This is a genomic window from Rhizobium sp. AAP116 (assembly GCF_001295785.1).
GTDB lineage: Bacteria > Pseudomonadota > Alphaproteobacteria > Rhizobiales > Rhizobiaceae > Allorhizobium.
Genome location: NZ_LJIB01000020.1, coordinates 99838 through 121430, shown reverse-complemented (window position 1 = coordinate 121430; position 21593 = coordinate 99838). Strand labels below are relative to the sequence as shown.

Below are 21593 nucleotides of genomic sequence, written 5' to 3'. Positions count from 1 at the left end.
TTGTATGGAGTGACGATGTCGGATCGGGTCGAATTCGCTAGGATGAACGGGCTTGGCAACAAGATCCTGGTCGTCGACATGCGCGGTCGCACCGACCGGGTGACCCCGGCTGCCGCAGTCGCGCTCGCCGCCGAACAGGCAACGGCCTTCGACCAGATCATGGCCATCCATGATCCCAAGGTCGACGGCACGGACGCCTATATCGACATCCTGAACTGCGATGGCTCAAAAGCCCAGGCCTGTGGCAATGGCACCCGCTGTGTGGTGCAGGCGCTTGCCAGCGAAACCGGTCGCAAGAGCTTCACCTTCCAGACCATCGCCGGCATCCTGAACGCCGTAGAGCATCCGGATGGCACGATCTCCGTCGACATGGGCAAGCCAGTCTTTGCCTGGGACAAGATCCCGCTCTCGGAAGAATTCCACGACACCAGCCGCATCGAGCTGCAGATCGGTCCGATCGACGCGCCGATCCTGCATTCGCCCTCGGCCATGTCGATGGGCAATCCGCATGCTGTGTTCTGGGTCGATCGCGACCCGATGACCTATGACCTGGAACGTTTCGGGCCGCTCCTCGAAAACCATCCGATCTTCCCGGAAAAGGCCAATATCACGCTGGCCCAGGTCACCTCGAAGACATCAATGGTGACACGCACCTGGGAACGCGGCGCCGGCCTGACGCTTGCCTGCGGGTCTGCTGCCTGCGCCGCTGGCGTGTCTGCTGCGCGCACCGGCCGCACCGAGCGCAAAGTAACGATCACGGTGGCGTCGAGCCCCAATCGCGGCACGCTGACCATCGACTGGCGGCCAGACGACAAGGTCGTGATGACCGGTCCCGCCGAATGGGAATGGTCGGGCACGGTCGATCCGGCAACCGGTGACTGGCAGCGTGACGAGAGCGTACAGGCCGAGGCCGCCACCCCGTGACGCCTGAGCAAAAAGGCGCCGTCGAGGTCATCACCTTCGGCTGTCGCCTCAACACCTATGAATCCGAAGTCATGAAGGCCGAAGCCGCCAAGGCCGGCCTCGACAACGCGATCCTCGTCAACACCTGTGCGGTCACCTCGGAGGCCGTGCGCCAGGCCCGCCAGGCGATCCGCCGGGCGCGCCGGGAGAACCCGGGAGCCCGTATCATCGTCACCGGCTGTGCTGCCCAGACGGAGGCGCAAAACTTCGCTGATATGCCCGAGGTCGACGCCGTCCTCGGCAACGAGGAAAAGCTCAAGGCTGAGCACTACCGCCGCCTGCCGGATTTCGGTGTCTCGGCGGAACAAAAGGTGGCCGTCAACGACATCATGAGCGTGACCGAGACGGCACCGCAGATGGTGGCCCATATCGACGGCCATGTGCGCGGTTTCCTGCAGGTGCAGAATGGCTGCGATCACCGCTGCACCTTCTGCATCATTCCCTATGGCCGTGGCAATTCGCGCTCCGTGCCGATGGGCGCCGTCGTCGAGCAGGCGCGCAAGCTCGTCGAAAATGGCTATCGCGAGGTGGTGCTGACCGGAGTGGATGCGACGAGCTATGGCGCCGACCTGCCCGGCAATCCGACGCTTGGCCTTCTCGCCAAGACACTGCTGAAGCAGGTGCCGGAAATCCTGCGCCTGCGCCTGTCCTCGATCGACAGCATCGAGGCGGACAGCCATCTCTTCGACCTGATTGCAGACGAGCCGCGTTTCATGCCGCATCTGCATCTGTCGCTGCAACATGGCGACGACATGATCCTGAAACGCATGAAGCGGCGGCATTCGCGCGCCGACGCGATTGCCTTTGCCGAGCAGGTCCGGCGCCTGCGCCCCGGCTTTGCCTTCGGCGCCGACATGATCGCCGGTTTCCCGACGGAGACCGAGGAGATGGCAGCAAACTCCGCGCGCCTTGCCGAGGAGATCGGCATCGCGCACCTGCATGTCTTTCCCTACAGCCCCCGCCCTGGCACGCCGGCAGCGCGCATGCCGCAGCTGGACCGGGCACTCGTCAAGGCGCGTGCCGCAGACCTTCGGGCCGTCGCCGATCAATTGCAGGCTATCCATCTCGCCTCGCGTGTCGGGACCCGGCAGAAGCTGCTGGTCGAGCGCAACGAAATGGCGCATACGGAAGACTTCACCCTCGTTGCAGCGCCCGGCATGAACCCTGGCAGCCTCGTCGAGGTCTCGATAGGCGGCCATAACGGTCGCCATCTGACGATTGTATCGGCAGCGGCTGACGCGGCTGCCTGAGAGACGGAATAGAGTGACCATGGCCCTCGGCTTCATCAAGAAAGTCTTCACCTTCGGCAAGGAGAAGCCGGCAGAAACGCCCGCAGCACCGGCGGAGCTGACGGCCGAGGAGAAGGCTGCGATCTATGCCGAAAGCGAGCCGAAAGATCGCGACGAAGATTTAGTCGTGGCCAAGGACCCGGTTCTCGCAGAAGAGATGGAAACGGCCGGCGGACCGGCGGACGATCTGTCGCCCGAAGATCTCTCAATGGTGCCGCTAGACCTGCTCGAGGCCGAAGCCGAGGAAGACGAGGCCGAAGCTCAGGCAGTGACGGCCGACGAGCCAGAGGCAGAAGGTGAATCCACAGCCGTCTCGGATTCTGTATCGGAGCCAGTTGTCCCCGTCCTGCCCAAGGGTTTCGCCACCGCTGAGACCAGGGCGCCAGAACCCGAAGCCCCTGCCCCGGCAGAGAAACTGAGCTGGTTCCAGCGCCTGAAGGCCGGCCTCTTCCGCACCTCCTCGCAGCTGACGAGCCAGATCACCGCGCTCTTCACAAAGCGCAAGCTGGATGACGAGACGCTCGAGGAGCTGGAAGACCTGCTGATCCAGGCCGACCTTGGCGTCGAAACAGCCCTGCGCGTCACCGACACGCTCGCCTCCGAGCGCTACGGCAAGGATGTGACCGGTGAGGACGTCACCAAGATCATGGCGACAGAGATCGTCAAGGTGCTGAAGCCGGTCGCCAAGCCACTGGCCCTTGATCTCAGCCACAAGCCGCATGTCATTCTCGTCGTTGGTGTGAACGGAACCGGCAAGACGACAACCATCGGCAAGCTGGCCGCCAAGCTGTCGGGCTCGGGTCTCAAGATTATGCTCGCCGCCGGCGACACCTTCCGTGCGGCCGCCATCGAGCAGCTGAAAATCTGGGCAGACCGCACCGGCTCGACCTTCATCGGCACCAAGCTCGGCGCCGATGCCGCAGGCCTCGCCTATGAAGCCTTCGAGAAGGCCAAGGCGGAAAAATCCGATGTCCTGATCATCGATACCGCCGGCCGGCTGCAGAACAAGACGGAGCTTATGGCGGAACTCGAAAAGATCGTCCGCGTTCTCGGCAAGCTGGATCCGGATGCGCCGCATACGGTGCTGCAGACGCTGGATGCCACGACAGGCCAGAACGCCCTGCAGCAGGTCGAGATTTTCCGCAATGTGGCGGGCGTCAACGGCCTGATCATGACCAAGCTCGACGGCACGGCGCGCGGCGGCATCCTGGTTGCCATCGCGGCAAAACACAAACTGCCCGTCTATTTCATCGGCGTCGGCGAAGGCATCGACGACCTCGAACCCTTCGAGGCGGAAGACTTCGCCAGCGCCATTGCCGGCATCGCGCGCTGAGCGCCGGAAACATTAGGGAACGACATCATGTCGGAGACATCCACCGATACCCAGGCCTCCAAGGCAGAAAAGCAAAACCCCGTGTTGAAGATGGCGCTCGAACTCGGGCCGCTCCTGATCTTCTTCTTCGGCAACCTGCGCGGCGAATGGCTGGCCCGGACATTTCCGGAGCTGACAGCGATCGGCGGGCCGCTGTTGATTGCAACCGCCCTCTTCATGGCCGCAACCATCCTCTCGCTGATCATTTCGAAGATCGTCTTCAAGCACCTGCCGGTCATGCCCTTTGTCTCGGGCATTGTCGTCCTGGTCTTCGGCGGCCTGTCGATCTGGCTCCAGGACGACACCTTCATCAAGATGAAGCCGACGATCGTCAACACGCTCTTCGGCGTCGTTCTGCTCGGGGGCTTGGCATTCGGCACCTCGCTTCTGGGTTACGTCTTCAACGCTGCCTTCCAGCTGGACGCTGAAGGCTGGCGGAAGCTGACGCTCCGCTGGGGTATCTTCTTCCTCTTCCTCGCCGTGTTGAACGAGGTCGTCTGGCGCAATTTTTCGGATGATGTCTGGGTCAGCTTCAAGGTCTGGGGCACCATGCCGATCACCATCCTCTTTACGCTCGCCCAGATGCCGCTGATCATGAAGCACTCGCTGGAAGAGAAGGAAGCGGAATGACCGATACGACCAGCCAGGCGGGCGAGAACTCGACGACGCATTTCTGGCTGGCGGTGACCTTCGTCATCATCCTCGTTCAGATTGTCTCCCAGTATCTGATGGGGCGGCTCTGGATCTGCGAATGCGGCTATGTGAAGCTTTTCGAAGCGGGCGTGAACACGCCTGGAAACTCCCAGCATCTGTTTGACTGGTACACTCCGTCTCACATCATCCACGGCTTTCTCTTTTATGGCCTCGGCTGGCTCGTGCTGCGCAAAAAGCCGCTCGCGGCAAAGCTCGCGCTCGCAGCGTTGATCGAAGCCGGCTGGGAAATCCTGGAAAACTCGCCTCTTGTCATCGACCGCTATCGGACGGCCACCATGGCGGTCGGCTATAGCGGCGACAGCATCCTGAACTCGGGGATGGATATGGTCGCGATGATCGCCGGTTTCTTCTTTGCGGTGCGCGCGCCGATCTGGCTGACGGTGGTGCTCACGATCGCGTTCGAAATCCTGACGGCCATCGTCATCAGAGACAACCTGACGCTCAACGTCGTCATGCTGGTTTGGCCGATCGAGGCGGTGAAGACATGGCAGGGAGCTCTCTGATCGAGGAGGCTCAGCTGCCGGCCAGGGCCTTTTCGATCGCCGGCATCAGCTGGGTCTGAAAGCTCTCCGGATCGAAGGGACCGACCTTCTTGTAGAGGATCATGCCATCGGGTCCCACGAGATAGCTTTCCGGAATGCCATAGACGCCCCAATCGATGGCAGCCTTGCCATTTGGATCAACCCCGATCGCATCGTAGGGATTGCCGAGTTCGCCAAGAAACCGCAGCGCGTTGTCGTTGCGGTCCTTGTAATTGATCCCGACGACATTGACGCGTGGGTCCTTGGAGAGTTCGAGCAGCATCGGGTGTTCCTGGCGGCAGGGCACGCACCAGGAGGCAAACACGTTGACCAGCGTCAGCTTGCCGGAAATGGCGGCCGTGGTCAGTGCTGGGAGCTCGGAGCCCTCGAGAGCGGCAAGATCGAGTACCGGTGCCTTGGTCCCAATCAGCGCCGACGGGATCTCCGATACGTCGCGACCGGATTGAAGCTGGGTCATGAAGACGGCAGCCAGACCGGCAAACAGGACGAGCGGCAAGGCGGCAATGAAGTACCGCCCACGCCCCTTGGAACCGGCTACTTCGGTTTCGCTGCGCTCGGTCATGCCGACGTGTCCTGTCCGGCAGAGGCCGAACGGCGGCGAATGCCCTGTCCTTCAAGTGCTTTCAGTTCCGCCTGTCGGGCCCGACCGTCGAGATAGATCCAGACGGCCAAGCTGAGACAGATGGCAGCTGTCAGTACATAAGATCCAATGACGTAGAAGGCGTGCGTCATGCCTGATGCTCCCGGCCAGCCTGACGGGCTGCCATGCGGCGCTGTGCGCCGACACGGCGGCGCCATATCTCGTTACGCATCGCCATCAGATGAAGCGTGAAGAAGAGGAGGGTGAAGGCCAGAGCCATGACGAGGAGCGGCCAGAGAAACTCGGGATGAATGGTCGGACCATCGAGGCGCATGACGCTGGCCGGCTGGTGCAGCGTGTTCCACCAGTCGACAGAGAACTTGATGATCGGGATGTTGACGAAGCCGACCAGGATCAGGACGGCGCTGACGCGCGCAGCCTTGGACGGGTCGTCCATGGAGCGATTGAGCGCAATCAGGCCCAGATACATCAGGAACAGCACGAAGACCGAGGTGAGGCGCGCATCCCAGACCCACCAGGTGCCCCACATCGGCTTGCCCCACAGCGAACCGGTGACGAGAGCAATCAGCGTAAAGGCCGCCCCGAGCGGGGCAGCAGCCTTGTGGCTGACATCCGCCAGCGGATGACGCCAGACCAGCGTGCCGATCGCCGAGAGTGCCATCACGGAATAACACATCATCGAGAGCCAAGCGGCAGGCACATGCACATACATGATGCGCACGGTATCACCCTGCTGGTAGTCCGTCTCTGACGTGAAACCAAGGTATAGCCCCACGACAAAGAGGAGCGCGGTGATGCCGACAAACCACGGCAGGGCCCGCTCGACAAAAGCGAGGAATCGCGTCGGGTTGGCGAGATCGATAATCTTGGTCAGGGCGATGCTATTGTCGGTCATGCCTTGTTCTAGCCTGTCTCAGCCGGCCCTGCAATTGATCCTAGTCAAGCCGAATTGTCTCAATCGCCTGAACTGCGCAAGGCGGCGGCCGCACCCACGGGTCCGATCACGGCAAAGAGAAGCGTGATGGCCGAAAGGAACATGAAGGGCGGCAGGAAAGGGGCAGGATCCTCCACCGCCGCATAGGAGGCACTGACACCGAAGATCAGCACGGGGACGGCAAGCGGCAGCACGAGAATGGACACCAGCAGACCACCGCGGGGCAGGGCGACGGCGACCGCGGCACCGGCCGCACCGATGAAGGTGATCGCCGGCGATCCGACCAGCAGTGTCAGCATCACGGCGCCGATGGCGACCTCATCCATGTTCATGAAAAGGCCGAGAAGGGGCGAGGCGATCACCAGCGGCAGACCGGTAGCAACCCAATGCGCCAGGCATTTGACAAGCACTGTGAGCACGAGCGGTGTTTCCTGCATCAGCAGAATGTCGAGCGACCCGTCGTCGCGTTCGGCCTGGAACAACCGATCGAGGCCGAGCAGGGCAGAGAGCAGGGCCCCGATCCAGACGATGGCAGGTCCGATCCGCGAGAGCAGATTGAGATCCGGCCCCACACCGAAGGGGATGACGGCAACGACCGTGGTGAAGAACAGGACACCGATCATCGCGCCGCCGCCGGCACGGACGGAGAGTTTCAGATCCCGGAGAAAAAGCGCCATCATGCGGAATACTCCAATTCGACGCCATCGAAGCCGAGCATCTCCAAGGTCTGGGCTCCTTCCATCCCGAGCGGCTGATGGGTTGCGGCAAGTGCGATACCGCCAGACTGCCGGTGACGGCGCACGAGCTCTTCGAACATCGCGTCCGCCTTGCGGTCGAGTGCAGCCGTCGGCTCGTCGAGGATCCAGACCGGGCGATGCGCGACAAGAAGCCGCGCCATGGCGAAGCGCCGCTGCTGTCCGGCAGAAAGATAGCCGTACGGAAGATGCGTGATGCCGGAAAGATCGACGGCCGCAGCCGCCTCCTCCACGCTGAGCCCCACTCCTCCGCCGATATCGCCGAGGAAGGATTTCCAGAAGGCGAGGTTCTCGGCGACCGTCAGTTCGCGCTTCATGCCGTTTCGATGGCCGAGGTAATGGCTGAATTCTCCGGCGGGCCGGGCCTCTACGTCCGCGTCGGAGACACAGACCGCCCGGCCTGTCTCCGGACGAAGAAGTCCGGCAATGACGCGCAGAAGCGTCGATTTTCCGGAGCCGTTTCGGCCCGTCAGAACCATCGCTTCTCCTGGAGCCAACTTAAAGGAAACATTAACGAAAATCAGATCCTCGCGACGGCGCGCTGAGAGATTTTCGGCTTCGAACCTGATCATGGTCGCCTTCTGGCAGGATGAGGCCTGCCTCATAAAAAATTCCGTTTTCGTCCTTCGTCGGTCTGGCGCCTTTCTTAGAAATTATCTATAAGACCTGCAACCACGCCAGCGGCCGGCGTGAAGTTCATCCTTGTGCCGAACTTGAATATCGCGAGGAGCGATTTTCACGTGCGGACAGCGGAAATGGTCGTACCCGCATCCTGATGTGCATGAAGTGCATAGGCGTCCGCACGATTGTGTTGGCTATCAGAATATGCGGGGTTTCTATCCGTGGCTAAATCTCTCGACAGCTTCAATTGCCGGTCGGTCCTGACCGTCGACGGCAAAGACTATGTCTACTACAGCATCCCGAAGGCCGAAGCGAACGGTCTTGCCGGTGTATCGAAGCTCCCTTACTCGATGAAGGTGCTTCTCGAGAACCTTCTCCGTAACGAAGATGGCCGTTCGGTCACCAAGAAGGACATTCAGGCCGTTGCCGAATGGCTTGCTAACAAGGGCCTGACCGAGGCAGAAATCGCCTATCGTCCGGCCCGCGTGCTGATGCAGGACTTCACCGGCGTTCCCGCCGTCGTCGACCTCGCTGCCATGCGCGACGCCATGGTCAATCTCGGTGGTGATCCGGAAAAGATCAATCCGCTGGTTCCGGTCGACCTGGTCATCGACCACTCTGTCATCGTCGACGAATTCGGCACGCCGACGGCCTTTGCCCGCAACGTCGAGCTCGAATACGAGCGCAACGGCGAGCGCTACCGCTTCCTGAAGTGGGGCCAGCAGGCGTTCAAGAATTTCCGCGTCGTGCCGCCCGGCACCGGCATCTGTCACCAGGTCAATCTGGAATACCTCGGCCAGACCGTCTGGACCAAGGATGAGGACGGCGAAACCACCGCCTACCCGGACACCTGCGTCGGCACGGACAGCCACACGACGATGATCAACGGTCTCGGCGTTCTCGGCTGGGGTGTTGGCGGTATCGAAGCCGAAGCCGCCATGCTCGGCCAGCCGGTCTCCATGCTGCTGCCTGAAGTCATCGGCTTCAAGCTGACCGGCAAGGTCAAGGAAGGCGTGACCGCGACCGACCTCGTTCTGACCGTCGTGCAGATGCTGCGCAAGAAGGGCGTCGTCTCCAAGTTCGTCGAATTCTACGGCCCCGGCCTTGATTCGATGTCGCTCGCCGACCGTGCAACGATCGGCAACATGGGTCCGGAATACGGCGCGACCTGCGGCTTCTTCCCGGTTGATGGCGAAACCATCAACTACCTGACCATGTCCGGCCGCACCAAGGACCGTATCGCCCTCGTCGAAGCCTATTCGAAGGTTCAGGGCATGTGGCGTGACAGCGACGGTTCGGATCTCGTCTTCACCGACACGCTGGAACTCGATCTCGGCGACGTTGTCCCGTCCATGGCCGGCCCGAAGCGTCCGGAAGGCCGCCTGCCGCTCGAAACCATTGCTCCGAACTTCGCAACGGCTCTCGAAGGCGATTACAAGAAGCCCGGCCAGCTCTCGAACCGCTACGCGGTTGAAGGCACGGACTTCGATCTGGGCCATGGCGACGTGGCGATTGCCGCAATCACCTCCTGCACCAACACCTCGAACCCGAGCGTGCTGATTGCAGCTGGCCTTCTCGCCCGCAACGCCGTTGCCAAGGGCCTGAAGTCCAAGCCGTGGGTGAAAACCTCGCTTGCGCCGGGATCTCAGGTCGTTGGCGAATATCTCGCCAAGTCTGGCCTTCAGACTTCGCTTGATGCACTGGGCTTCAACCTGGTCGGCTTCGGCTGCACGACCTGCATCGGCAATTCCGGCCCGCTGCCGGCACCGATCTCGAAGACGATCAACGACAAGGGCCTGATCACCGCAGGCGTACTTTCGGGTAACCGTAACTTCGAAGGCCGCATCTCGCCTGACGTCCAGGCCAACTACCTGGCATCTCCGCCGCTGGTCGTTGCCTACGCGCTTGCCGGCACGGTCCAGAAGGACCTGACCACGGAGCCGCTCGGTGAAGACCAGAACGGCAACCCGGTCTTCCTCAAGGACATCTGGCCGACCTCGCACGAGATCCAGGAGTTCATCCTGAAATACGTCACGCGCGAACTTTACGAATCGAAGTATGCCGACGTCTTCAAGGGCGACGAAAACTGGCAGGCCGTTCAGGTCCCCGCAGGCCAGACCTATGCCTGGGATGACAAGTCGACCTATGTGCAGAACCCGCCTTACTTCGTCGGCATGGGCAAGACTGGCTCGGGCCTGAAGAACATCAACGGCGCCCGCGTCCTTGGTCTCTTCGGCGACAAGATCACCACCGACCACATCTCTCCGGCCGGTTCGATCAAGGCAGCGTCTCCGGCAGGTGCCTACCTGACCGACAACGGCGTCGGCGTGGCGGACTTCAACCAGTACGGCACACGCCGCGGCAATCATGAAGTCATGATGCGCGGCACCTTCGCCAACATCCGCATCCGCAACCACATGCTCGGCCCGAACGGCAAGGAAGGTGGCTACACCGTCCACTATCCGTCCAAGGAAGAGCTGTCGATCTATGATGCAGCCATGATGTACAAGGAAGAGGGCGTTCCGCTCGTCATCTTCGCCGGCGTCGAATACGGCAACGGTTCGTCGCGCGACTGGGCAGCCAAGGGCACCAACCTTCTCGGCGTCAAGGCCGTGATCGCCCAGTCCTTCGAGCGCATCCACCGCTCGAACCTCGTGGGCATGGGCGTCGTGCCCTTCACCTTCGAAGAAGGTACCACCTGGGCTTCGCTGAACCTCAAGGGCGACGAGATCGTGACGATCGAAGGCCTGGAAGGCGACATCAAGCCGCGCGAGAAGAAGATCGCCAAGATCACCTACTCCGACGGCACCGTGAAGGACGTACCGCTGCTCTGCCGCATCGATACGCTCGACGAAGTGACCTACATGAACAATGGTGGCATCCTGCAGACCGTTCTGCGCGATCTCGCCGCCTGATCGGTTAAATCACAAAACCAAGAAAGGCCGTCGGGAAACCGGCGGCCTTTTCTTTTGCACCAGCACGCTCGGCCGGTGCCGAAAGTTTCACCCCATCGTGACTTCCCGCATGGCGCTCTTGGCGCTATCAGTGCTGCACTCAAGTGAAGGCATCTCGATAGCATGCGGCACAAGAATTCTGACAAGACAACGGCATGGGTCACGGCATGGGCAATGGTGGCCCTCGCCGCCGCAAGCCTGTTCCTCTTTCCGGGGCAAGGCACGGCCGAGGAATTTGTCGAACCTAAGGGTGTCGTCGAGCTCTTCACCTCGCAGGGCTGCCGTTCATGCCCACCTGCCGATCGCGCCTTCGAGAAACTGGTCCGCCAGGGCGAGGTGGTGGCACTCTCCTATCACGTCGATTACTGGAATTATCTCGGTTGGGCCGATACGCTTGCCACGCCCGAGAACACCGAGCGGCAATATGCCTATGCGAAGGCCTTTGGCCGAAGCGGCGTTTACACGCCCCAAGCGGTTCTCAACGGTCGGGAGCACCTGAAGGGTACCGACGCAACGGATATCGACCGCCGCCTCCAGAAGCTCCAGTCTGCCGGCAAGGGCCTGCTTGTGCCCATCCGCGCCTCGCGGCACGACGACCAGCTGACGATTTCGGTGGGTGCCGGACGCGGCAAGGCCAATGTTGTCGTCGTTTACTTCCGCCAGCATCAGACCGTCGAGGTCCTGAAGGGTGAAAACACCGGACAGAACCTGGACTACTGGCACAGCGTGACCGATGTGCAGACTGTCGGCATGTGGGACGGGAAGCCTCTGGACATCACGCTGCCCGCCAGACGAATGGGCGACGACAAGAGCGACGGCTGTGCGATCCTGCTGCAAACGGCAGATGAAAAAGGAAACCCCTCCCATATCGTCGGTGCGACGATGATGATGGTGAAGCCGAATACGCTGTGAGGGAAAACAACCTGGTGTGGTCCGGCCCGGAAGCATTGGGGGGCTGGGGGTAAGGGGTCAATGCGCCAGACCGGACCTTTTGGCGCACCGCGCCAACCAAGTTAGTTATACTATATCGCAAAAAGCGGCGCAGGTATGTTCAAATTTGGGCAGCTGCACGTTTATCTGATTTGACGCGTGATATCGGTCACACGCGATATTCATAAGTTGAAACGAAAAAAGCCCGTCCGGCAGGCGGACGGGCTCTTAATGCAGATAAGGTCGTTCCCACTTAGCCCTGCAGGGCGTCGTAGGCCTCCACGCTTTTAACCGCACGCTCGCCAATCAGCTTGGCATCGTCGCCCGGCTTGTACAGGCTGGAGCCAAGACCGAAGGCACGAACGCCGACTTTCCAGTAATCGGCAAAGTTGGAATCGGAAACACCGCCGACCGCGCCGATCGGCAGATTCGGTGGCAGGATGGCCTTGATCGCCGAAATACCGCCTGGTCCGAGAACGCTTGCCGGGAAGAACTTCAGCGCAGCAGCACCACACTTGGCAGCGAGAAGCGCTTCGGTCGGCGTGAACACGCCCGGCATTGCGACCATTCCATGGGCGACGGCACGCCTGATAACGTCGGGTTCGACATTCGGGGTGACGAGCAGATTTCCGCCGACGTCATGAAGACGATCGACCTGGGCAACCTCGAGCACGGTGCCGGCGCCGATCAGCACGTTTGCGGGAGCGCGCTTGCGCGCCTTTTCGATCGAGACGAAGGGATCAGGGGAATTCAGCGGCACTTCGATCGCTTCGAAGCCAGCCTCGATGAGAACATCGACGGTTGCCTCGATCTCGGTCGGCTTGATGCCGCGCAGGATGGCAACGAGGTTGCGGCGAAGGGCGGGCCAGGCAACGGAGGCAGTCATCGTTCAGTCCTTGAATTCATGATCGAAAAGCGAAAGCGCCGAGGCGAGCAGGCCACGGCGTACGAGCAGGCCGCCATCAAGCAGTACAGGCTCACCGCCGGCCTTGGTGATGGCGCGCGCATAAAGACGAGTCAACTTGCCCGTACCGATCAGATAGGCCTTTCCGTGGCGCAGAAGGTCATCGCGGATGGCAGCGATCTCGGCACCGATGAGAAGGCCAGAAAGACGAGCTGCCGGATTGACCTTTGCGCCTTGGCCAGCAAGCAGGCTTTCGGCACGGATCGAAAACAGCACGGAGGTCAGCGCAAACCCGGGCTGCAGCGCCTGATCGACGGCAGCGTCGAAAATGTCGGGATCGGCTTCCGCATCACCGTCTTCCGGAACGGAAAGCCGCAGGATCGATTGCCGGCTAATCAGATTGAACAGCTCACCGGTCATGACGGTCGAGAAGCGTTTCACCTGACCGTTCTCGACCAAGGCCCATTTGGAATGGGTTCCAGGCAGGCAGAAGAGGGCATTGTCGAGGCCCTGCTCCAGGGCACCGGCCAACTGCGTTTCCTCGCCGCGCATGACGTCAAAGGCACCGCCCTCGCGCTGGCAGACGCCAGGCAGGATATAGACCGGGCGATTGACGCCCTCCGGCTGGACCGCATGCTGGAACAGGCCGACCAGGGGTGCTGGCGTTTCCACATAGGGCGCTTCCCGCCAGCCGGTGCGGGCACCGGCCATGCCGGCCACCACCACCGGCAGATCCGATGGTGCGCCGAGTGCGGAAAGATGCCCTTCCAGCACGGCAGGATAGGCAGCCTTATCCAGGCTGCCCATTCCCTCGGGTGACTGCCTTTCACCAAGGACCGCGCCCTGGCTGTCAACGAGCCAGATACGCAGGTTGCTGGTGCCCCAATCGACGAGCGCGGCAAAGGCTGATGCAGTCACGGGATGTCCTCAGGCGAGATCGGTCGGCAGAAGCGCCGCCGGGATGTCCTGGAAGCAGACCGGCCGCAGGAAGCGACGGATCGACAGCGTACCGACCGAGGTCGCGCCGAAGTTCGTGGACGCCGGGTAGGGGCCACCATGAACCATGGAATCGGCCACTTCGACACCAGTCGGGAAACCGTTGGCGAGCACGCGGCCAGCCTTGCGCTCCAGGATCGGCATCAGCCGCTTGCCAAGCGCTTCGTCACCGGCGTCAACATGCAGAGATGCCGTCAACTGGCCGGAAAGGCTGCGGGCCATGGCAACCATTTCGTCTTCGCTTTCCGCGATGACGATCAGGCCGAGCGGTCCGAAGACTTCCTCGCCGAGCACGTGATTGTCGAGCCAGTCCTTGGCTGTGGTCTGGAACAGGTAAGGTGTAGCGTTGCGCAGGTCGCAGGTCGAGGTGAGCACCGAGCGCACGCCCTCGGTACCGGCGATGCGGGTTGCGCCGTCACGATAGGCCTTGGCGATGCCGTCGGTCAGCATGGTCTGCGGTCCGACACCCGAAAGGGCCTCGGTTGCCGTCTCGACGAACTTGTCGGCGTCGGCGCCCTTGAGCAGCACAACGATACCGGGGTTGGTGCAGAACTGGCCGGCACCCATGGTCAGCGAACCGACCCAGCCCTTGGCGATGGCTTCGCCACGGGTGGCAACAGCCTTGGGCAGCATGAACATTGGGTTGACCGAGCCGAGCTCGCCGAAGAACGGGATCGGTTCAGGGCGCTGGGCGCAGAGATCGAAGAGCGCGCGACCACCACCGAGCGAACCGGTGAAACCGACCGCCTTGATCAGCGGATGCTGGACCAGTGCCTGGCCGACGTCACGGCTGCCACCATGCACCAGCGAGAAGACGCCCGGATGCACGCCGCAACGCTTGATCGCGGCATCGATCGCGGAAGCCACGATTTCGCCGGTGCCCGGATGGGCATCATGCGCCTTGACGACGACGGGGCAGCCGGCAGCAAGGGCTGCAGCCGTATCACCACCAGCCGTCGAGAAAGCGAGCGGAAAGTTTGAGGCACCGAAGACGGCGACAGGGCCGATCGGGCGCTGGACCATTCTGAGGTCCGAGCGAGGAAGCGGCTTGCGGTCGGGCAGGGCTTCATCGTGACGGCGGTCGAGATAATCACCCTTGCGGATATGGGCAGCAAACAGACGAAGCTGGCCGGTGGTGCGGCCGCGCTCGCCGATCAGGCGGGCTTCCGGAAGACCGGTTTCCTGGGAGCCGATCTCGGTGATGGCATCGCCGCGTGCATCGATCTCCTCAGCGATGGCATCGAGGAAAGCGGCACGCTCTTCGCGCGTCGAATAGGCATAGGTTTCGAAGGCCTCTTCAGCGGCCTTCACCGCCTGATCGACCAGGGCAGGTGTGCCCTTCGAAAACGTGTGGGAGGAGCCCGTGGCAGGCGACGAGGTGAAAGTATCCGTGCTGGCAACCCAGTTGCCGGCGATCAGGTGTTTTCCAGTCGGTGTATAGGCCATGGGATGGGCCTCCTTTTGATGTCAGTCTTCAAAGTGAGCGACGACTTTTCGTTCCCCGCAAAGGAACGAATCCGCCACGATGCGCAGCGGCTGATAGTCGGTGTCGCTCTGGCGGGAGCGGATGAGGTGGGCGAAGCGTTCGTAGATTCCAGCATATTCGCGGTCCGGGCCGGACGCCTGTTCCTTACCCCCGATATAGAGTTCCGAGCCGCCCTTTGAAAGGCGCAACTCGCCGGCATTCGTCTGGACTGTGATGTCCCACGTCTGCGGGCCTTCCTGTCGCCAGTCGAATTCGGCCGTAACCGGCGCACCTTCGACGGTCCGCATGGCGATGGAAGCGGCGATCGGCTGCTTCTTGTTTTCCGGGAATTCGAGGACCGACGTCTCGACCATGATATGGTCGGGAACGATCTCGGTGAGGATGGAAAGAGCATTGATACCGGGATCGAAGACGCCGAAACCACCCGGCTCCCAGATCCAGGCCTGGCCCGGATGCCAACGGCGGACGTCTTCCTTCCAGACGATCGAAATCGACTGGATGACCTTGTCTGCGAGCCACTGGCGAGCAGGCTCGACACCGAGCGCAAAGCGCGAATGCCAGGTGGCAAACAAGGTGACACCGGCCTTGGCGGCAAGCTCCGAAAGGGCCTCCGCTTCGCCGAGTGTGGTTGCAGGCGGCTTTTCCATCAGCACATGGCGACCGGCAGCAATCGCAGCCTTTGCCATGTCGAACCGCACTTCCGGCGGCGTGCAGAGCGACACGACCCTGATATCCGGCCTTGCAGCCAGGAATGCATCGAAGTCGGTGAAGTTCTCGGCACCGTCGACTTTGCCGTGACGGCTGACCCCGACGGCAACGACGAAGTCGTCACCGCCTGCGATCGACGGAATATGTTGGTCGCGGGCAATCTTGCCGATGCCGACCAGCGCCAGCGGGATACGTTCTGCCATCTTGATATCCCTCAGTGTGCGTCCTTGCCGACCGGCGAACCGCGGCACCCCTTCAGGAAGTCGAAGTCTGCACCGGTATCGGCACCCTCGACGTGATCGTGGAAGAGCTTGGCATAACCACTGGCCGGCGGCTCGACCGGCGGACGCCATTCGGCCAGACGCCGCTGCATTTCCTCGTCCGAGATGTCGAGATGCACCCGACGGGCTTCGACATCGACTTCGATGAAGTCACCGTTCTTGACGATCGCGAGCGGACCACCACGCGCCGCTTCCGGCGAGGTGTGCAACAGGACAGTGCCGTAGGCGGTACCGGACATGCGCGCATCGGAGATGCGGACCATGTCGGTGATCCCCTTGCGCAGGACTTTCGGCGGCAGGCCCATGTTGCCGACCTCGGCCATGCCCGGATAACCACGCGGACCGCAGTATTTGAGGACCATGACGCAGGTTTCGTCGATATCGAGCGCCTCGTCGTTGATTTTCGCCTTGTAGTCATCGATGTCTTCGAAGACCACGGCACGGCCGCGATGCTTCATCAGATGCTGAGAGGCAGCCGACGGCTTCAGCACGCAGCCCTTGGGTGCGAGATTTCCACGCAGGACGACGATACCGCCCTGCTGGGTCAGCGCCTTGTCGACCGGCAGGATGACGTCCTCGTTCCAGTTGCGGACATCCTTGACCTCGTCCCAGATGTTTTCGCCAGAGACAGTCAGTGCGTCCTTGTGAAGCTTGCCGGCTTCACCGAGCATCTTGATGACGACAGGCAGGCCACCGGCATAGAAGAACTCTTCCATCAGATATTTGCCCGACGGCATGAGGTTCACGATCATCGGTACATCACGGCCCAGGCGATCCCAGTCGTCGAGGGTGAGATCGATGCCGACACGGCCCGCCATGGCGAGCATGTGGATGACGGCATTGGTCGATCCACCGATCGCGCCATTGACGCGGATCGCGTTTTCGAAGGCTTCCTTGGTCATGATGTCGGAAGGCTTCAGATCATCCTTGACCATCTGCACGATGCGACGACCCGAAAGCTGCGCCATCACCTTGCGGCGGCTGTCGACGGCCGGGATCGCGGCATTGCCGGACAGAGCCATGCCGAGCGCTTCAACCATGGAGGCCATGGTCGAGGCGGTGCCCATGGTATTGCAGGTACCACTGGAACGGGACATCGAGGCTTCCGCTTCGACGAATTCTTCCTGGGTCATCTCGCCGGCCTTCACGGCTTCGGAGAACTTCCAGAGGTGGGTGCCGGATCCGACGCGCTCACCACGGAAATAGCCGTTCAGCATCGGACCGCCAGTCACGACGATCGACGGAAGGTCGGTGGAAGCGGCAGCCATCACCAGCGACGGCGTGGTCTTGTCACAGCCGACTAGCAGGACCGCACCATCGATCGGCTGCGCGCGCATGGCTTCCTCGACGGCGAGCGCCGCAAGGTTGCGATACATCATGGCCGTCGGGCGGAAGGTATTTTCCGACGCCGAGAAAACCGGGATCTCGACCGGGAAGCCGCCGGCTTCCCAAACGCCGGCCTTCACCTTTTCGGCCAATTCGCGCAGATGGCCATTGCAGGGGGTGAGGTCGGACCAGGTGTTCAGAATACCGATGACGGGACGACCGTCGAACAGGTCGTGCGGGTGACCCTGGTTCTTCATCCAGCCACGGTGGTAGATGGTGTCACGCGACGTGCCGCCATACCAGTGCTGCGATCTCAGTTGGCGCGGCCAGGCCGCCGGTTTGAACTTGCTCATGGCTATCGTCCTGTCTCTGTTGAATGGGCGGGTCGGAGGGCCGATCCGCTCAGAGCATCTTCACCTTGACGGTCTCTGCAGCAGCCTTTGCCAGGCGATTGCGCAGCGGAAGACCGAATTGCGGCGACTCGATTTCAAACACGTCACCTTCCTGCGTGACGAACCCGTCAGCGACCGAAAGCGTGGCCGTGCCGTACATGTGGATGTGAAGGTCGCCGGGCTGGCAGAAGAGCGCATACTTGAAATGGTGGTATTCAAGGTTCGCGATCGTGTGCGACATGTTTGCCTCACCCGAGAGGAACGGCTTCTCCCATACGGTCTGGCCACCGCGCACGATGCGCGAGGTGCCTTCGACGTGGTCGGGGAGGGCGCCGACGCGCAGTTCCGGACCAAAGGAGGCCGGACGCAGCTTGGAGTGGGCGAGGAAGAGATAGTTGATCTTCTCGGTCACGTGGTCGGAAAATTCGTTAGCAACGGAGAAGCCCAGGCGATGCGCGGTGCCATCGTCGCCGATGATGTAATAACCGGCCATCTCGGGTTCTTCACCACCATCGAGAGCGAACGATGGCGACACGAGGTCGTCGCCGGGTGCGACAGCGTTGAAACCGTTGCCCTTGTAGAACCACTCGGGCTGTACGCCGGTCTCGCCGGGCTTCGGCTTGCCGCCTTCCAGACCCATGCGGAACATCTTCATCGAGTCGCTCATGCCGGCGGTGTCCGCATGCATGTTGTCTCGCGCAGATGCCGAACCCGTATGGGTGAGACCCGTACCGGTCAGGTACATGTGGGCCGGATCCGGATGACGGACCGGGCAATCGAGCTTGCCTTCGGCCGCAAGCGCGACGAGGTCGACGGTGTCGCCTTGGCCATGCTTTTCGATCAGGGCGGCCACGGTGGTCCCGGCGGCTATCGCCGCCTTGGCCAGTTCGTATGTGGAGTTAAATCCAGGGACAAGGCGCGCAGCCTCACCCTGGCGGCAAATGATGCCGCCAGCCTTCAATTGCGAGAGAAACATAAGCCTATCCTCAGACTGCTTTGTTCTTGTTGTAAACGTCGAAGAAGACAGCAGCCAAAAGCACGAGGCCCTTGATGAGCTGCTGGTAGTCAATGCCGATACCCATGATCGACATGCCGTTGTTCATGACACCCATGATCAGGGCGCCGATGACAGCACCGGTAATCTTGCCCACGCCGCCGGATGCAGAAGCACCGCCGATGAAGCAGGCCGCGATGACGTCGAGTTCGAAGCCGACACCGGCTTTCGGCGTCGCCGAATTGAGGCGCGCCGCAATGATCATGCCGGCGAGCGCTGCGAGAACGCCCATGTTGACGAAGGTCAGGAACACCAGACGTTCGGTGTTGATGCCGGAGAGCTTTGCGGCCTTCTCGTTGCCGCCCAGCGCATAGATGCGACGGCCAATGGTCGTGCGGGTGGTGACGAAGGAATAGAGGGCAATCAGAATGCCCATGACGACGAGCACGTTCGGCAGACCGCGATAGGTCGCCAGCTGATAGCCGAGGAAGATCGCGACAACGCTGATGATGCCCATCTGCACGGCGAAGAAGACGAAGGGTTCGTTTTCCGTGCCATGCTCTTCGTTCAGGCGACGGTGCTTCATGCCGTTAAAGATGGCGAGGGCAACGAGCAGCACGACCACGATGATCGCGACATGGTTGGCGATACCCGTCGTCGCAACATCCGTCAGCGGCATGAAATCCGGGATGAAGCCGGTCGACAGCAGCGTGAATTCCTTCGGGAACGGACCGATCGGGCGTCCCTGCAGGACCACATAGGTCAGACCGCGGAACACCAGCATGCCGGCGAGCGTCACGATGAAGGACGGGATCTTCTGATAGGCGACCCAGTAGCCCTGGGCGGCGCCCATGATGCCGCCGAGCATCAGACACAGCGGAACGACGAGGGAGAAATGCCAGCCCCATTTGACCAGCATGATCGCCGATATGCCGCCGATGAAGGCGACAATCGAGCCGACCGACAGATCGATATGCCCCGCCACGATGATCAGCAACATGCCGAGCGCCATGATGACGATGAACGAGTTCTGCAGCACCAGGTTGGTGATGTTGACCGGGCGGAAGAGAACGCCGTCGGTCAGGAACTGGAACAGCAACATGATGACGACGAGTGCAAGCAGCAGTCCGTATTCGCGGATGTTGTTGCGCAGATAGTCGCCCACGGAGACCTTGGGGGTTTCGGTTCTTGTGTCGATGGCCATTAGTGTTTCTCCCCAGAGCGCATGATGGCACGCATGATGGACTCTTGGCTTGCTTCTTCCTTGGACAGTTCCGCGACGATGCGACCTTCGTTCATGACGTAGATGCGGTCGCAGGTGCCGAGCAGTTCCGGCATTTCCGATGAGATCATCAGAATGCCCTTACCTTCGGCGGCAAGCTGGTTGATGATGGTGTAGATTTCGAATTTTGCGCCAACGTCGATGCCGCGGGTCGGCTCGTCGAGGATCAGGATCTCGGGGTTGGTGAACAACCACTTCGACAGCACAACCTTCTGCTGGTTGCCGCCGGACAGGTTGACGGCTTCCTGGTAGATCGAATGTGAGCGGATCCGAAGCTTCTGACGATAGTCGGCCGCCACCTTGGCTTCCTTGCGATCGTCGATGACGGTGCCGCTGGAAACGCCGTCGAGATTGGCGAGCGTGGTGTTTTCCTTGATGTTGTTCTGCAGGACCAGACCGAGATGCTTGCGGTCTTCGGTCACGTAGGCAAGTCCCGCATCGATCGCCTTCGGGATCGTCGAGACGTCGACCGGCTTGCCATGCATCCAGACGTCACCGGTGATCTTGTGACCCCAGGACTTGCCGAAGATGCTCATCGCCGTCTCGGTGCGGCCGGCGCCCATGAGCCCGGCGATACCGACGACCTCACCCGCCCGAACGTTGAAGGCAATATCGTGCAGGAACTGACGATCACGGTGGTTCTGGTGGAAGACGTTCCAGTTCTTCACTTCGAGAAGCATGTCGCCGATTTTCGGATCGCGCTTCGGATAACGGTCTTCCATGTCACGGCCGACCATCCCCTTGATGATCCGGTCTTCCGTGATTTCCTGCGTGTGACAGTCGAGCGTTTCGACAGTGCCACCGTCACGAATGATGGTGATCTTGTCGGCGACCTTGCGGATCTCGTTGAGCTTGTGGGAGATGATGATCGAGGTCATCCCCTGCTTGCGGAATTCCATCAGAAGCGTCAGGAGTGCGTCCGAATCCGTTTCATTGAGAGAAGCGGTCGGCTCGTCGAGGATGAGCAACCGGACCTTCTTCGACAGCGCCTTGGCGATTTCGACCAGCTGCTGCTTGCCGACACCGATGTCGGTTATGCGGGTGGAAGGAGAATCCTTCAGGCCAACCTTCGCCAGCAACTCTTTCGTCCGCGCGAAGGTCTGGGGCCAGTGGATCACGCCCTTGTCGGCGATCTCGTTGCCGAGAAAGATGTTTTCGGCGATCGACAGGAGCGGCACGAGTGCCAGTTCCTGGTGAATGATGATGATGCCGAGTTCCTCGCTGTCGGAAATCCGGCCGAAGCGACGGACTTCGCCGTCGTAGTAGATATCGCCGTCATAGGTGCCCGCGGGATAGACGCCGCTCAGGACCTTCATCAGCGTGGACTTGCCGGCGCCATTTTCGCCGACCAGCGCGTGGATCTCCCCCTCGCGCACCTTGAAGCTGACATTGTCCAGCGCTTTCACGCCGGGGAATGTCTTTGTGATGCCGCGCATCTCGAGAATGATGTTGTCCATGTACAGAATTCCTGCGCCAAGCCAGCGATCCTATCTGGATCGAGCCGGAGGCGCGAGCTCCCTCAATGCGTATAGAAAAGGGGTCCGCGACG

Annotated in this window: 20 protein-coding genes; 7 read left to right on the top strand and 13 right to left on the bottom strand. The window is 61.4% G+C overall.

Annotation, left to right across the window (positions count from 1 at the left end; genetic code table 11):
- Positions 1-15 precede the first annotated feature (15 nt).
- Genes dapF through IP85_RS12755 form a run of 5 tightly spaced genes read left to right on the top strand, consistent with a single transcriptional unit; the run spans position 16 to position 4841 of the window.
- A complete protein-coding gene (dapF, locus tag IP85_RS12775) occupies positions 16-924 on the top strand; it encodes a diaminopimelate epimerase (RefSeq protein ID WP_054150060.1) in 909 nt (302 codons plus the stop codon).
- On the top strand, positions 921-2213 hold the full coding sequence (gene mtaB, locus IP85_RS12770) for a tRNA (N(6)-L-threonylcarbamoyladenosine(37)-C(2))-methylthiotransferase MtaB (RefSeq protein WP_082347675.1): 1293 nt from the start codon (positions 921-923) through the stop codon (positions 2211-2213). Before dapF ends, mtaB begins: the two co-directional genes overlap by 4 nt.
- Positions 2214-2232: 19 nt before the next feature.
- Positions 2233-3585 carry a signal recognition particle-docking protein FtsY gene (ftsY, locus tag IP85_RS12765; protein ID WP_054150059.1) on the top strand — a complete coding sequence of 451 codons (1353 nt, stop codon included), beginning with the start codon at positions 2233-2235 and terminating at the stop codon, positions 3583-3585.
- Positions 3586-3612: 27 nt separating this feature from the next.
- Positions 3613-4254: a septation protein A gene (locus IP85_RS12760; protein ID WP_054150058.1), complete on the top strand. Its 642-nt coding sequence runs from the start codon at positions 3613-3615 to the stop codon at positions 4252-4254.
- Positions 4251-4841 carry a DUF2585 domain-containing protein gene (locus IP85_RS12755; protein ID WP_082347674.1) on the top strand — a complete coding sequence of 197 codons (591 nt, stop codon included), beginning with the start codon at positions 4251-4253 and terminating at the stop codon, positions 4839-4841. Before IP85_RS12760 ends, IP85_RS12755 begins: the two co-directional genes overlap by 4 nt.
- Positions 4842-4851: 10 nt before the next feature.
- On the opposite strand, the gene IP85_RS12750 is transcribed toward IP85_RS12755, so the two are convergent.
- The 5 genes from IP85_RS12750 to ccmA are packed head-to-tail and all read right to left on the bottom strand — an operon-like array spanning position 4852 to position 7739.
- Complete coding sequence (locus IP85_RS12750; RefSeq protein WP_054150057.1) at positions 4852-5442, bottom strand: DsbE family thiol:disulfide interchange protein; 591 nt, start codon at positions 5440-5442, stop codon at positions 4852-4854.
- Complete coding sequence (ccmD, locus tag IP85_RS12745; RefSeq protein WP_054150056.1) at positions 5439-5612, bottom strand: heme exporter protein CcmD; 174 nt, start codon at positions 5610-5612, stop codon at positions 5439-5441. The genes IP85_RS12750 and ccmD overlap by 4 nt, the downstream gene beginning before the upstream one ends.
- A complete protein-coding gene (locus IP85_RS12740; RefSeq protein WP_054150055.1) occupies positions 5609-6376 on the bottom strand; it encodes a heme ABC transporter permease in 768 nt (255 codons plus the stop codon). Before IP85_RS12740 ends, ccmD begins: the two co-directional genes overlap by 4 nt.
- A 59-nt stretch (positions 6377-6435) precedes the next feature.
- Positions 6436-7095 carry a heme exporter protein CcmB gene (gene ccmB, locus IP85_RS12735; RefSeq protein WP_054150054.1) on the bottom strand — a complete coding sequence of 220 codons (660 nt, stop codon included), beginning with the start codon at positions 7093-7095 and terminating at the stop codon, positions 6436-6438.
- The gene (gene ccmA, locus IP85_RS12730; RefSeq protein WP_156322870.1) at positions 7092-7739 is read right to left on the bottom strand and encodes a heme ABC exporter ATP-binding protein CcmA; all 648 of its coding nucleotides are present in this window, start codon (positions 7737-7739) and stop codon (positions 7092-7094) included. Before ccmA ends, ccmB begins: the two co-directional genes overlap by 4 nt.
- A gap of 273 nt (positions 7740-8012) precedes the next feature.
- Between ccmA and acnA the strand changes: the two genes are divergently transcribed.
- Positions 8013-10706, top strand: a complete 2694-nt coding sequence (acnA, locus tag IP85_RS12725) for an aconitate hydratase AcnA (RefSeq protein ID WP_054150053.1) — start codon at positions 8013-8015, stop codon at positions 10704-10706.
- Positions 10707-10868: 162 nt separating this feature from the next.
- Positions 10869-11657 carry a thioredoxin family protein gene (locus IP85_RS12720; protein ID WP_054150052.1) on the top strand — a complete coding sequence of 263 codons (789 nt, stop codon included), beginning with the start codon at positions 10869-10871 and terminating at the stop codon, positions 11655-11657.
- Between the two features lie 271 nt (positions 11658-11928).
- Here the strand turns inward: IP85_RS12720 and IP85_RS12715 are convergent, their stop codons facing one another.
- From IP85_RS12715 to mmsA, 8 genes are read right to left on the bottom strand one after another with little or no spacing between them, the layout of a single operon-like run.
- Positions 11929-12561, bottom strand: coding sequence for a 2-dehydro-3-deoxy-6-phosphogalactonate aldolase (locus IP85_RS12715; RefSeq protein ID WP_054150051.1), 633 nt, complete (start codon positions 12559-12561; stop codon positions 11929-11931).
- A gap of 3 nt (positions 12562-12564) precedes the next feature.
- On the bottom strand, positions 12565-13497 hold the full coding sequence (locus tag IP85_RS12710; RefSeq protein ID WP_054150050.1) for a 2-dehydro-3-deoxygalactonokinase: 933 nt from the start codon (positions 13495-13497) through the stop codon (positions 12565-12567).
- A 9-nt stretch (positions 13498-13506) separates the two neighbouring features.
- The gene (locus IP85_RS12705) at positions 13507-15021 is read right to left on the bottom strand and encodes an aldehyde dehydrogenase (NADP(+)) (protein ID WP_054150049.1); all 1515 of its coding nucleotides are present in this window, start codon (positions 15019-15021) and stop codon (positions 13507-13509) included.
- Between the two features lie 21 nt (positions 15022-15042).
- On the bottom strand, positions 15043-15972 hold the full coding sequence (locus tag IP85_RS12700; RefSeq protein WP_054150048.1) for a Gfo/Idh/MocA family oxidoreductase: 930 nt from the start codon (positions 15970-15972) through the stop codon (positions 15043-15045).
- Between the two features lie 11 nt (positions 15973-15983).
- Positions 15984-17729 carry an L-arabinonate dehydratase gene (araD, locus tag IP85_RS12695; protein ID WP_054150047.1) on the bottom strand — a complete coding sequence of 582 codons (1746 nt, stop codon included), beginning with the start codon at positions 17727-17729 and terminating at the stop codon, positions 15984-15986.
- Positions 17730-17778: 49 nt separating this feature from the next.
- Entirely contained in the window at positions 17779-18744 is a 966-nt protein-coding gene (araD1, locus tag IP85_RS12690) for an AraD1 family protein (RefSeq protein ID WP_054150046.1), read from the bottom strand.
- Positions 18745-18754: 10 nt separating this feature from the next.
- Entirely contained in the window at positions 18755-19966 is a 1212-nt protein-coding gene (gene mmsB, locus IP85_RS12685) for a multiple monosaccharide ABC transporter permease (protein ID WP_054150045.1), read from the bottom strand.
- Positions 19966-21501, bottom strand: a complete 1536-nt coding sequence (gene mmsA, locus IP85_RS12680) for a multiple monosaccharide ABC transporter ATP-binding protein (protein WP_054150044.1) — start codon at positions 21499-21501, stop codon at positions 19966-19968. The genes mmsB and mmsA overlap by 1 nt, the downstream gene beginning before the upstream one ends.
- Positions 21502-21593: the final 92 nt, after the last annotated feature.